Annotated in this window: 14 protein-coding genes; 11 read left to right on the top strand and 3 right to left on the bottom strand. The window is 67.9% G+C overall.

What is annotated here, in order from left to right; genetic code table 11:
• Positions 1-255 precede the first annotated feature (255 nt).
• From A5773_RS00185 to A5773_RS00175, 3 genes are all read left to right on the top strand, one after another.
• Positions 256-1,350: a PPE family protein gene (locus A5773_RS00185; RefSeq protein WP_067788829.1), complete on the top strand. Its 1,095-nt coding sequence runs from the start codon at positions 256-258 to the stop codon at positions 1,348-1,350.
• A 74-nt stretch (positions 1,351-1,424) separates the two neighbouring features.
• On the top strand, positions 1,425-1,721 hold the full coding sequence (locus A5773_RS00180; protein WP_066955551.1) for a WXG100 family type VII secretion target: 297 nt from the start codon (positions 1,425-1,427) through the stop codon (positions 1,719-1,721).
• Between the two features lie 30 nt (positions 1,722-1,751).
• Positions 1,752-2,036 carry a WXG100 family type VII secretion target gene (locus A5773_RS00175; protein ID WP_066955548.1) on the top strand — a complete coding sequence of 95 codons (285 nt, stop codon included), beginning with the start codon at positions 1,752-1,754 and terminating at the stop codon, positions 2,034-2,036.
• A 4-nt stretch (positions 2,037-2,040) separates the two neighbouring features.
• Here A5773_RS00175 and A5773_RS00170 read toward each other — a convergent pair whose 3' ends face one another.
• The 3 genes from A5773_RS00170 to A5773_RS00160 are packed head-to-tail and all read right to left on the bottom strand — an operon-like array spanning position 2,041 to position 5,209.
• Positions 2,041-3,054 (bottom strand): zinc-binding dehydrogenase, encoded by a 1,014-nt coding sequence (locus tag A5773_RS00170; protein ID WP_067788827.1) that lies wholly within the window; start codon positions 3,052-3,054, stop codon positions 2,041-2,043.
• On the bottom strand, positions 3,054-4,241 hold the full coding sequence (locus A5773_RS00165) for an LLM class flavin-dependent oxidoreductase (RefSeq protein WP_067205925.1): 1,188 nt from the start codon (positions 4,239-4,241) through the stop codon (positions 3,054-3,056). The genes A5773_RS00170 and A5773_RS00165 overlap by 1 nt, the downstream gene beginning before the upstream one ends.
• On the bottom strand, positions 4,238-5,209 hold the full coding sequence (locus tag A5773_RS00160; RefSeq protein ID WP_369817288.1) for an alpha/beta fold hydrolase: 972 nt from the start codon (positions 5,207-5,209) through the stop codon (positions 4,238-4,240). Before A5773_RS00160 ends, A5773_RS00165 begins: the two co-directional genes overlap by 4 nt.
• Before the next feature lie 131 nt (positions 5,210-5,340).
• Here A5773_RS00160 and A5773_RS00155 point away from each other — a divergent pair, with 131 nt between their 5' ends.
• From A5773_RS00155 to A5773_RS00120, 8 genes are all read left to right on the top strand, one after another.
• Positions 5,341-5,757 (top strand): VOC family protein, encoded by a 417-nt coding sequence (locus tag A5773_RS00155; RefSeq protein ID WP_067788929.1) that lies wholly within the window; start codon positions 5,341-5,343, stop codon positions 5,755-5,757.
• 322 nt (positions 5,758-6,079) lie between these two features.
• Positions 6,080-8,467 (top strand): ATP-dependent zinc metalloprotease FtsH, encoded by a 2,388-nt coding sequence (ftsH, locus tag A5773_RS00150; RefSeq protein ID WP_066955539.1) that lies wholly within the window; start codon positions 6,080-6,082, stop codon positions 8,465-8,467.
• 15 nt (positions 8,468-8,482) lie between these two features.
• On the top strand, positions 8,483-9,097 hold the full coding sequence (folE, locus tag A5773_RS00145) for a GTP cyclohydrolase I FolE (protein ID WP_066955536.1): 615 nt from the start codon (positions 8,483-8,485) through the stop codon (positions 9,095-9,097).
• A 19-nt stretch (positions 9,098-9,116) separates the two neighbouring features.
• On the top strand, positions 9,117-9,950 hold the full coding sequence (folP, locus tag A5773_RS00140; protein WP_067788824.1) for a dihydropteroate synthase: 834 nt from the start codon (positions 9,117-9,119) through the stop codon (positions 9,948-9,950).
• Positions 9,943-10,344: a dihydroneopterin aldolase gene (gene folB, locus A5773_RS00135; RefSeq protein ID WP_067788821.1), complete on the top strand. Its 402-nt coding sequence runs from the start codon at positions 9,943-9,945 to the stop codon at positions 10,342-10,344. The genes folP and folB overlap by 8 nt, the downstream gene beginning before the upstream one ends.
• Positions 10,345-10,452: 108 nt before the next feature.
• Positions 10,453-10,986, top strand: coding sequence for a 2-amino-4-hydroxy-6-hydroxymethyldihydropteridine diphosphokinase (gene folK / locus A5773_RS00130; protein ID WP_067788820.1), 534 nt, complete (start codon positions 10,453-10,455; stop codon positions 10,984-10,986).
• A complete protein-coding gene (locus tag A5773_RS00125; protein ID WP_066955524.1) occupies positions 10,986-11,462 on the top strand; it encodes a DUF3180 domain-containing protein in 477 nt (158 codons plus the stop codon). Before folK ends, A5773_RS00125 begins: the two co-directional genes overlap by 1 nt.
• Positions 11,463-11,548: 86 nt before the next feature.
• Positions 11,549-12,708, top strand: a 1,160-nt coding sequence (locus A5773_RS00120; protein WP_067788925.1) for a DUF6779 domain-containing protein, incomplete at its 3' end; no start/stop codon positions are given.

Raw genomic sequence — 12,708 nt, 5'->3', positions numbered from 1 at the left:
GCCGGCCACGTCGCAGGTGCGGAATTGGCGGCCGGTCAGCACATCTCGCCTTCGCAGCTGGCGCCGACGGCGCCCGTCCACCGGATGCCGCTGGCGGCCGCCGCGATACCGGCCGAACACGTCGCCCCCATGCACCTGCCCGCCGGCATGCCCAACGAACACGTCGTGCAGGCGCACGCCGCCCTCAAAGCTGCCGGCCCGAAGCCCATGCCGGCGCTGGCATAGCGAAACGACATAGAGAAAAGGAAGGTAGTCATGGATTTCGGTGCGATGCCCCCGGAGGTCAATTCGGGCCTGATGTACGCGGGCCCCGGCCCAGTGTCAATGCTGGCGGCGGCGACCGCGTGGGAGGGGCTCGCCGCGGAGCTGCGTTCAGCCGCGACGAGCTACGGGACGGCGATCCTCGAGCTCACCGATGCCGCCTGGCAGGGCCCGTCGTCGGAAGCGATGGCGGCCGCCGCATCCCCCTACGTGGCCTGGATGCACGCCACGGCGGCGCAGGCCGAGCAGGCTGGTATGCAGGCGACCGCAGCCGCCGTCGCGCACGAGGTGGCGTTTGCGGCGACCGTGCCTCCGCCGGTGATCGCGGCCAACCGCGCCTTGCTGATGCAGCTCATCGCGACCAACTTTCTGGGCATCAACACACCGGCGATCGCGGCCACCGAGGCGCAGTACGGCGAGATGTGGGCCCAGGACGCGATGGCCATGTACGCCTACGCCGGCTCCTCGGCGGCGGCGGCCATGCTGGCGCCGATGACGGTCGCCCCGCCCACCACCAATCCCGGCGGGGTCGCGGCCAGCGTCATGGCGGCCGGCGAGGCCAACATGCAGGGGTTGGCCACCCAAGCGACCATGGGGTTGCCGTCGACGCTCAGTTCGTCCGCCTCGTCGCTGGCCAGTAGCTTCCCGTCGGCGATCAGCAGTCTCACCGGCCTGCTCGGCATGCCCTTCGGACAGGGTGGCGGCACCGCCACATCGGGACTGGGCGGGATCACCGCGTCCAACGCGGGCCTTGCGAGCGGCGTGGGCGCATCCTCCCCGGTGGGGCTGGCCGATATGCAACGTTTCCGTCCCGGCCAGCCGCTAGTACCCGCACCGCAGAGGCTGTCGCCGGCGGCAAGTTTCGGCCAGGCCTCATCCGTCGGGGGTCTCTCGGTTCCCCCGAACTGGACCGCGGCGACTTCCCAAGTTGCCGCACCCGCCGGGGCTCCCCTGTCGGGAGCCGGCGCGGCGGCTCGAATGCTGAGACCCCCGCATAGCTCCGCGACCCAAACGGGCGGCATGGAGATGCGCGGATTCGGCGCCACCATGCCGGCTCCTGCCAGCGTATTGCCGCGCGTGGTCGGATAACGGAAAGGAGAAAAGACTGAACGCATCGGCAGCCAAACTTCCAGCTTGACAACAACTTTCGAAGGAGACATGTAATGACAACACGATTCATGACCGATCCGCACGAAATGCGGGCGATGGCGGGCCGCTTCGAGGTGCACGCCCAGACGGTTGAGGATGAGGCTCGCAAGATGTGGGCGTCCTCGATGAACATCGCCGGCTCCGGCTGGAGCGGTCAGGCGCAGGCCACCTCGTACGACACCATGGGTCAGGTCGATCAAGCGTTCCGCAACATCGTCAACATGCTGCACGGCGTCCGCGACGGACTGGTTCGAGACGCGAACAACTACGAGCAGCAAGAGCAGGCCTCACAGCAGATCCTGGGCAGCTAGCCCACCAACCAAAACAGGAGACGATTGACGATGACCATCAACTATCAATTCGGCGATGTCGACACTCACGGGGCCACCATCCGCGCGCAGGCCGCGTCTCTGGAGGCTGAGCACCAGGCCATCGTTCGCGATGTGCTTGCGGCCGGGGACTTTTGGGGCGGTGCCGGTTCGGTGGCCTGCCAGGAGTTCATCACCCAGTTGGGCCGCAACTTCCAGGTGATCTATGAGCAGGCCAACGCCCACGGGCAGAAGGTGCAGAGCGCCGGCAGCAACATGGCCAGCACCGACAGCGCCGTCGGCTCCAGCTGGGCCTGACGGCCTAAGGAGTGACGAGGACTTTGCAGTGTCGCTCGGGGTCGGCGAGGTCGTCAAAGGCCGCGCCGACCCCGTCGAGGCCGACCTCGCCGGTAATCAGCGGGGTCGCGTCGATGTCGCCCTCGGCCAGCGCGCGCAGCGAGTCGGTGAACTCCTCCGGGGTGTAGGCGAGCACGAATTGAACACTGATCTCTTTGGCAATCGCGAAGAACGGATGCACTGTGTCGGGCTGCATGCAAACACCGGCGACTACCAGGCGGGTGCCGGGCCGGGCCCGAAGCAACACGTCGTCAATGATCCCCGGCACTCCCACCGCCTCGAACACCACCGCGGGTTTGACCGAGTCGAACGGCGAACCCTGTGCGGCATCGAGCGCCCGATGGGCGCCCATGGCGGCGGCGAGTTCGCGCCGCTTCGGCGAAAAGTCCGCCGCGACAATGTTTTCGACGCCTCGGGCACGCAGGGCAGCGATGATCGCGATGCCGATCGGGCCGCAGCCGATGACCAGCGCCGTCTCGCCGGGCGCGATGTTGGACTTGTTGACGGCGTGCAACCCCACCGCCATCGGCTCGGTCAGCGCCGCATGTTTGAAGTCCAGGCCGTTCGGGATGGGGAGCAGCAGCGGTGCCGAGAGCAGCATTCGTTCGGCGTAGCCGCCGATTGTGCTGTTGCTGTAAACGATTGGCTCCACGCCCTTGGCGGACAGCAAGACCGGAAGCGAGGTGACCAGCGTTCCCGGCGGGTGGGTTTCGGTGTCGGGCCCGGCCTCGAGCACCTCGGCGCTGAACTCGTGTCCCATGAAGACGTCGTGGCCCAGGTCGACGTGCATGCCGCCCGCACCCGCGGCCACTCGATTGCTCATTTCCAGCACCTGTGCGCCGTGAGCGGCGAAATGCAGGTCGGACCCGCAGATTCCGCACGCCCGCACGCCGACGAGCACCTGCCCTGCCTCGGGCACGGGCTCCGGCACGTCGTCCCGGTAGACCATCCGTCCATCTCGCAGTACCGCCGCGCGCATCAGCTTCCCGCGCCCTTCTGCTCCTCGACATGCTCAGTGATGGCTTTCACCACGGCCTCACCCGCTCGGCCGATCAGCTGGTCGCGATTGCCCTTGGCCCAGTCGTGGGATGACCGCGCCGCCTCGAGCTGGCCCTTGAAATGGGGAATCACCTTGCGCGCCATCAGGTCGTAGCAGTGATAAGTCGCCTCGGGGGACGCCCAGTCGTGGCCGAGCATCAGCAGCGTGCCGAACCCGCCTGAGCGGTCGAGCAAGTCTTCGATGTGGGCGATCGCGTCGTCGGGGGTACCTATGCAGCAATTGCCCTTGGCCGCGTAATCCTCGACGAACTCGTGCGGCGTCTGGGCGCCCTCCACGGCGTTGGCCAACGGGACGAACCCCGCCGCGCCGAAGTAGTTGGCGAAATCCTGTAACCCGTAGGTGCAATCGTCGATGGCCTGCTCGCGGCTGTCCGCGATGTGCATGATGCTCAGAACACGCCAGTCGGACCGATTTGGCTCGTCGCGTCCGACTTTTGCGGCCTGCTCGCGCACCACGTCCCAGGTGGTTTCCAGAGCGGCGTAGCCACCCGGCACCGACATCGACAGTGATAACAACGACGTGCCCAGTGCACCCGCCAGCCGCGGCCCGGACGGCGAAATCATTGCCGCCGTTGAGATTTCCGGGTAGGGCCAGGTGTAGGGCCGGATGTGCAACTGCGCGTCACGCAAGGTGAACCAGTCGGCATGACGGTCTATTCGCTCGGAGGGCCCGGCGCGGAACAGCGCGAGGATCGCTTCCAACGACTCCTGCATCATGTGCCGTTGGTCGACCGGGTCGATGCCCATCATGTAGGCATCCGATGGCAACGCGCCGGGGCCGGTGCCGAACATCACCCGGCCGCGGGTGAGGTGGTCGAGCAACACCCAGCGATCGGCCACCATCAGCGGATGATGGTAGGGCAGCGAAACCACCCCGGTGCCCAACCGGATGTGCTTCGTCCGCTCGGCCGCCGCCGCGATGAAAACTTCCGGACAGGCGATCAATTCGTAGCCACCGGAGTGGTGTTCGCCGAACCACGCTTCGTCGAAGCCGAGCCGATCCAGCGCGACCACGCGTTCCATGTCGTATTCCAAAGCCACCGTTGGCGATTGGCCAATCGGGTGAAACGGTGTGATGAAGACACCGAACCGCAGGGGGGCACTCATCGCAGCTCCAATTCGTTGAGGAAGTCCAGTAGGGCCGCGTTCACCTCGTTCGGGCGCTCCTGCTGCAGCCAGTGTCCCGCGTCGTCGATCATGACCTGACGGTAGGGGCCGGTGATCAACTGCGACGCGCGGTCGGCGCGGGTGAACGTCAGCACCGGATCGGCGGTCCCACCGATAAAGAGCGCAGGCACAGTGATTTTGGCGTCGGCCAGCTCCGGGGTGGTCTCCCAATTGCGGTCGAAATTGCGATACCAGTTCAGGCCGCCGGTGAACCCGGTGCGAGAAAACTCGCTGATGTAGTGGTCGAGCTCATCCTGGCTGAGCCAGTCCGGCAGCCGGTCGGGTTCCGGAAGGCGATCGATGAATCCCTCGGTACCCGGCGCTACCATGCGTGCCGCGGAGAGCGGGTCATCCGACGTGCGCAGCCCGCCCAGCATCCGGCGGATCGTGCGGGCGGGATCACCGTTGAGCTCCGCGTCGGCGACGCCCGGCTCCTGGAAGTACAGGATGTAAAAGAACTTGTCGCCTAACATCTTGCGCCACGCCTTCGTCGGCGCAACGTGCGAGCGGGGCACCGCCGGGACGCTGAGCGCGGCGACGGCGGCGACCCGATCCGGGTGCAGCAATGGCGCATTCCACACCACGGCGGCGCCCCAGTCGTGTCCGATCCAGACAGCGCGTTGGGCGCCCACATCGTCGAGAAGACCGACTAAGTCGGCCGTCAGCTGGTGGATGTCGTAAGCCTCGACGGCGTCCGGGCGCGAGGAGCCGCCGTAGCCGCGCTGATCCGGTGCCAGCACGTGGTAGCCGGCCTCGGCGAGGACCGGTATCTGGTGGCGCCACGAATAGGCCAGTTCGGGAAAGCCATGGGCCAAGATCACCGCGGGTGCGCCGCGCTCTCCCGCCTCAACCACCCGCAGCTGCACACCGTTGGTCTCGACTAACCGTTCGGTTGATTTGAGCACCATGTCACCAAAGCACACCCCCCACCGGGCTGAGAAGTATTCGCGTTTGATCGCGATTTGCATTCCAACGGCTTTGGTCGCCTGGTAGATATCGCCGTGAGCGCTCGCACGACTGAAGGCAGGTGAACCCGGAAATGAAGCGGCTCGACCACGTCGTCCTCTGGACGCGAGATCCGCGCGCGTCGATGGATTTCTACACCAGGGTGGTTGGCTTGGAGCCGGTCCGGTTTGCCGAGTTCGAGGCGGGCGATGCGCCGTTCCCCAGCGTGCGGGTATGTGAGGAATCGATCATCGACTTGTCGCCGCGTGCCGCTGTCGCCACCACCGAGTCGATGACACAGGCGCAAGGCAGCGCCGGCTATCCGGTGAACCACGTTTGCCTGGCTTTGTCGAAGGCCGAGTACGAGGCACTGGATCAGCGTCTGCAAGCCGAAGGAGTGGACACCAGCGCGCGGTTGAGTCGCACTTTTGGGGCCCGCGGCTGGGCGCCGCAGGGGTACTACTTCACCGATCCGGACGGCAATGTGATCGAGGCCCGGTATTACGAGTAGCGAAACTCTAGAAGGGTCCGCCCGCCATCGAACGTCACGCTGGCGTGGCCACCACCGGCCACCGTCGCGCTGGCGTGACGCTCGGCACGCCCCCGGGGGAACCCCCGCTCGTTGTATCGACAACGGCGACGACCCGGCCCCCGCAAGCGGGCGGTACCCCCAGCGCCCGGCTCTGCCGGAGCTGGCGATCGCCGCGGCGACAATGGTGGCGACCCGTTGCGCTCCGGCTCTGCCGGAGCTGGCGATCGCCACTAGCGGTAACCTGGACGTTTCTAGCTGCGTGTATATCGGGGAAGGACCTGGCCGGCAAGGCCGATGATTGATGAACCGGAAAAACGTTATTCGCACCATCACGGCGATTGCAGTCGTGGTGCTGCTCGGTTGGTCGTTCTTCTACTTCAGCGACGACACCCGCGGCTATAAGCCAGTCGACACGTCGGTAGCGGTGGCGCAGATCAACGGCGACAACGTCAAGAGCGCTCAGATCGACGATCGCGAGCAGCAGCTGCGGCTGACCCTGAAAAAGGGCAACAACGACACCGACAATTCCGACAAGGTCATCACCAAATACCCGAGCGGGTACGCGGTCGACCTTTTCAACGCGCTGAGCGCTAAGAACGCAAAGGTCAGTACGGTCGTCAACCAGGGCAGCATCCTGGGCGAGCTGCTGGTCTACGTATTACCGCTGCTGTTGCTGGTGGGCCTGTTCGTGATGTTCTCCCGGATGCAGGGCGGCGCCCGCATGGGCTTCGGCTTCGGCAAGTCGCGCGCCAAGCTGCTCAACAAGGACATGCCCAAGACCACGTTCGCCGACGTTGCGGGCGTCGACGAGGCCGTCGAAGAGCTTTACGAGATCAAGGATTTCCTGCAGAACCCCGGCCGCTATCAGGCGCTGGGCGCCAAGATCCCCAAGGGCGTGCTGCTTTACGGCCCACCCGGGACCGGCAAGACGCTGCTGGCCCGTGCCGTGGCCGGGGAAGCGGGAGTTCCGTTCTTCACCATTTCCGGGTCCGACTTCGTCGAGATGTTCGTCGGCGTCGGCGCGTCGCGGGTACGCGACCTTTTCGAGCAGGCCAAGCAGAACAACCCGTGCATCATCTTCGTCGACGAGATCGACGCGGTGGGCCGCCAGCGCGGCGCCGGGCTCGGCGGTGGCCACGATGAGCGGGAGCAAACGCTGAACCAGTTGCTGGTCGAGATGGACGGGTTCGACCCGCGGGCCGGCGTCATCTTGATCGCGGCCACCAACCGGCCCGACATCCTCGACCCCGCGCTGCTGCGGCCCGGCCGCTTCGACCGGCAGATCCCGGTGTCCAACCCGGACCTGGCGGGTCGCCGCGCGGTGCTGGCAGTGCATTCGAAGGGCAAGCCCATCGCCCCCGACGCCGACCTCGACGGATTGGCCAAGCGGACCGTCGGCATGACCGGTGCCGACCTGGCCAATGTCATCAATGAGGCCGCGCTGCTGACCGCACGGGAGAACGGCACCGTCATCACCACCGCCGCGCTCGAAGAGGCGGTGGACCGGGTGATCGGCGGGCCGCGCCGCAAGGGCCGCATCATCAGCGAGCAGGAAAAGAAGATCACCGCCTACCACGAGGGCGGCCACACCCTGGCCGCCTGGGCGATGCCCGACATCGAGCCGATCTACAAGGTCACGATCCTGGCCCGCGGACGCACCGGCGGTCACGCGGTGGCGGTGCCCGAGGAAGACAAGGGCCTGCGGACACGCTCGGAGATGATCGCGCAGCTGGTGTTCGCGATGGGCGGGCGTGCGGCCGAGGAACTGGTGTTCCGGGAGCCGACGACCGGCGCGGTGTCCGACATCGAGCAGGCCACCAAGGTGGCCCGCGCGATGGTCACCGAGTTCGGGATGAGTTCCAAGCTGGGTGCGGTCAAATACGGCACCGAACACGGCGACCCGTTCCTGGGCCGCACCATGGGGACGCAGGCCGACTACTCCCACGAGGTCGCCCGCGACATCGACGACGAAATCCGCAAGCTCATCGAGGCGGCCCACACCGAGGCGTGGGAGATCCTCACCGAATACCGCGACGTACTCGACACGCTGGCCGGCGAGCTGCTGGAAAAGGAAACGCTGCACCGCGCCGAGCTGGAGGGCATCTTCGCCGACGTCGAAAAGCGGCCCCGACTCACCATGTTCGACGACTTCGGTGGCCGCATCCCGTCCGACAAACCGCCGATCAAGACGCCCGGCGAGCTGGCCATCGAGCGCGGCGAGCCGTGGCCACCACCGGTTCCCGAACCGGCTTTCAAGGCGGCCATCGCGCGGGCCAGCCAAGCCGCCGCGGCCGCGGGAGCGGACGCCGACCGAAACAACAACGGCGGCAATGGTTCTCAAGGGAACGGCCCCCGCCCGGGCGTGCCGCACGGCCCCACCCAACCGGACTACGGTGCGCCGGCGGGCTGGCACGCGCCGGGATGGCCACCGCATGATCAACAGCCCAACTGGTATCCGCCGCCCCAGGCCCCGCAGCAGCCCTACTGGCCGCAGCCGGCGGGGAACCACCCGGGTTATCCGGGCCACCCCGCTCGTCCGGGTCAGCACGGTCCGCAGGGTCAGGCGCAGCCCCCTTACCCGCCGTATCCGCCTTACCCGCCGCCCGGGCTGCCCGACCCGAATGGTGGAAAGTCTCCCGACCAGCAGGACGACGACGTGAGCCGATCCAACCCACCGGCGCACGGCTGACGAACGGAGGATTCGATGGCCTTAACTGGTTTGGGGCCCGACACAGCCACTCCCACGACTCGGGTGTTTGACCAGGCGCGCGCCGAAGCCGCGGTCCGGGAATTGCTGTACGCCATCGGCGAGGACCCGGACCGGCACGGTCTGCGGGAAACGCCGGCTCGCGTCGCCCGTGCCTACCAGGAGATGTTCGCCGGGCTCTACACCGATCCCGACAGCGTGCTGAACACGATGTTCGACGAAGACCACGATGAACTGGTGCTGGTGAAGGAAATCCCGCTGTACTCCACCTGCGAGCACCACCTGGTGTCGTTTCACGGTGTGGCCCACGTCGGCTACATCCCTGGCAACGACGGCCGGGTGACCGGGCTGTCGAAGATCGCGCGACTGGTCGACCTTTACGCCAAGCGACCGCAGGTGCAGGAGCGGCTGACCAGCCAGGTCGCCGACGCCCTGATGAAGAAACTCGATCCGCGCGGCGTGATCGTCGTGATCGAGGCCGAGCACCTGTGCATGGCCATGCGCGGCGTCCGCAAGCCCGGCGCGGTCACCACCACCTCGGCGGTACGCGGACAGTTCAAATCCAACGCCGCTTCCCGAGCCGAAGCCCTCGATCTCATCCTGCGTAAGTGAGTCGGCGCCTGTGCGGGTTATGGGAGTCCTGAACGTCACCGACGACTCGTTCTCCGATGGCGGCCGCTATCTCGACACCGGCGACGCAGTGGCGCACGGACTGGCGCTGGCCGCCGACGGCGCGGACATCGTCGATGTCGGGGGGGAGTCGACTCGCCCCGGCGCCACCCGGATCGACCCGGGGGTGGAGACCGCTCGTGTGATCCCCGTCGTCAAAGAGCTTGTGGCAGAGGGAATTACGGTGAGTATCGACACCATGCACGCGGGCGTCGCGCGGGCGGCGCTGCAGAATGGCGCGCGGATCGTCAACGATGTGTCGGGCGGTCGTGCAGATCCCGCGATGGCGCCACTGCTGGCCGACGCCGGGGTGCCCTGGGTGCTTATGCATTGGCGGTCGGTGTCGGCCGATCGCCCGCATGCGGCCCCGCACTACGACGACGTGGTCGCCGAAGTGCGCGCCGAGCTGCTCGCCAGCGTTGATGCCGCGGTGGCCGCCGGCGTGGACCCCGCCAACCTGGTGATCGATCCGGGGCTCGGGTTCGCCAAGACGGGTCAACACAACTGGGCGCTGCTGCGCGCGTTGCCACAGCTGGTCGACACGGGGATCCCGGTGCTCCTGGGCGCCTCACGCAAACGGTTCCTCGGTACGTTGTTAGCCGGGCCGGATGGCTCGCCGCGCCCGCCCGCCGGCCGCGAGACTGCGACCGCGGTGATCTCCGCGCTGGCAGCGTTGTACGGAGCGTGGGGTGTTCGCGTGCACGACGTGCGGGCCACGACCGACGCGCTCAAGGTGGTGGGGACCTGGACGCAGAGCGAAACGCAGCAGACCGACCTGGCTGGAGACAATGGCTGATCGAATCGAATTGCGGGGGTTGACGATTCGTGGAAGACACGGAGTTTTCGATCACGAGCGGGCCGACGGGCAAGACTTTGTTATCGATATGACCGTGTGGATCGACCTCGCCGGGGCCGCCGCCAGCGACGAGCTGGCCGACACCTACGACTACGCCGCCCTGGCCGAGCTGGCGACCGACGTCGTGGCCGGACCGCCGCGCAACTTGATCGAAGCGGTCGGTGGCGAGATCGCCGACCGGGTGATGGAAGACGACAGAGTGCACGCCGTCGAGGTGGTGGTGCACAAGCCGCAGGCCCCGATCCCGCAGCAGTTCGCCGACGTCGCGGTGGTGGTGCGGCGGTCGCGGCGCGGTGGTCGCGGTTCGGTGGTTCCGGTGGAGCGGCGCCTATGACGCGCGACGACGACGATGACGCCGGCGAAGCCGGGGTCAAGGAGCGGCGCCTATGACGCGCGACGACGACGATGACGCCGGCGAAGCCGGGGTCAAGGAGCGGCGCCTATGACGTGGGTGGTGCTGTCCATCGGCTCCAACCTGGGCGACCGACTGGCGCGCCTGCAGTCGGTCGTCGACGGGCTGGATGAGAAGGTGCTCGCGGTGTCGCCGGTGTATGAGACCGATCCGTGGGGCCGGGTCGATCAGGCGCCGTTTCTCAACGCGGTGCTGATCGCCAACGATCCGGGGTGCGACGGGCAGTGCTGGCTGCGCCGAGCCCAGGAATTCGAGCGGGCGGCGGGCCGCGTGCGCGGCGAGCGCTGGGGCCCGCGCACCCTCGACGTCGACCTGATCGCCTGTTACGGCGAGGCGGAGGTGGTCTCCCGCGAGAACAACCTGACGCTGCCGCATCCGTTGGCCCATTTGCGGGCCTTCGTCATGATCCCGTGGCTTGCCATCGACCCCGATGCCCAGCTGACCGTCGGCGAGGGCCCGCGACCGGTTGCGAGCCTGCTCGCCGAACTGGAGCCGGCCGACCGGGAAAGCGTTCGGTTGACCAGCCTGACGCTCGACCGGGCCGGCCCGGGACCGGAAGCCTGATGGGCCCGACCCGCAAACGTGACCTCACGGCCGCGGTCGTCGCCGCTGCGGTGGTGGGTTATCTGCTGGTGAATGCCCTCTACCGGTGGTTTCCGCCCATCACGGTCTGGACGGGCCTGTCGCTGCTGGCGGTGGCCATCGCGGAAGCCTTATGGGCGCGCCACGTGCGGGCCAAGATCACCGACGGCGAAATCGGCGTTGGCACCGGCTGGCTGCACCCGCTGGCGGTGGCGCGCAGCCTCATGGTCGCCAAGGCGTCGGCCTGGGTGGGCGCGCTGGTGCTGGGCTGGTGGGTCGGCGTGCTCGTGTATTTCCTGCCGCGGCGGTCCTGGCTGCGTTCGGCCGCCGAGGACACCAGCGGCGCCGTGGTCGCGGCCGTCAGCGCGCTGGCGTTACTCGTCGCCGCGCTGTGGCTGCAGCATTGCTGCAAGTCCCCGCCGGATCAGACCGAGCACGGTGAAGGCGCGGAAAACTAGCCCACACGTATGCCGTCGACAACCCGCGTGAGAATCGCCGGACTAGGGCGACACGCTGAATGACCTCGCGCAGGTACAGTCAGGCCATGACCGTTCTGTCCCGCGGCGCCCGCGTTCGGCGCGGCGGCCGCAGGCCGGGTTGGGTGCTCTTGACCGCGTTGCTGGTCCTCGCGATGGGGGCCAGTTCCGCACTGGTTTTCACCAATCGGGTGGAACTCCTCAAGCTCGCTGTAATCCTGGCGCTGTGGGCCGCAGTCGCCGGTGCCTTCGTATCGGTGCTGTACCGCCGCCAGAGCGACGCGGATCAATCCCGCGTCCGCGACCTGAAGCTGGTGTACGACCTGCAGCTGGATCGCGAAATTTCGGCCCGTCGCGAGTATGAACTGACCGTGGAGTCCCAGCTGCGCCGCGAGTTGGCTTCCGAGCTGCGCGCTCAGGCCGCCGACGACCTGGCCGAGCTGCGGGCGGAGTTGAGCGCGTTGCGCACCAGCCTGGAGATCCTGTTCGACACCGACCTCGCGCAGCGCCCGGCCTTGGAGACGCCGGAGACCGAGGCGCCACGCGAGCGCGCGTACAGCGAGTGGGACCGCAACGGCGAAACCCCGCGTGACGCGCCCTATGACTGGGTCGCCAGCGACCGGGTCACCTCCGTCCCCCAGGACAACCAGCCGGGCCGTGCCGACGAAACGGCGATCATCGACGTGCCCGAGGAACCGCTGTTGCCACCCCGGCAGGCGCAGCCCCGCCGCGAGCGGGTGCCTCACCAGTACGAAGCGCCGCAGGAGCCGGCGCCCCCGCCCCAGCCGGAGCCGTCGTACAGCGCGTCGCCGCCCCAGCCGGAGCCGCGGTTCGAACCTCGCCCTCCGCCGCCCCAGCAGCAGCCGCCACCGCCCCCGCCGCAGCCGGAGCCGGCGCCTCAGCCGCAAGTGCAGGGCTGGCAGCCGGCGGGTGCGTCGGGACTGTGGTTGCCGCCCGGAACGCCGGGCAGTAGCTGGACCGGCTCCGAATCGCCCGTGACACCGGCCGACGACACATCGGGCCGGCGGCGGCGCGCCCGGCAGACCGAGTCGGACGAGGCCTGGGACGGCCCGCCCGCCGAGCCGGTGACGCCGCCGTACGGCGAATCGGGTCGCCGGGCGCGATCGCGCCACTCGGCGGAATATCGCGACTATGGGGTGCGCAATTTCACGCCCACGAACGAGCCGGCCTTCGCACCGCCGCCGCCCGTTCCGGCCACTCCGCCGCC

Origin of the sequence: Mycobacterium sp. 852014-52450_SCH5900713 (genome assembly GCF_001667075.1) — a bacterium.
In the GTDB taxonomy this organism is placed as follows: domain Bacteria; phylum Actinomycetota; class Actinomycetes; order Mycobacteriales; family Mycobacteriaceae; genus Mycobacterium.
Note: the sequence above shows the minus strand (reverse complement) of the source record. Positions and strands in the feature narration are given on the sequence as shown.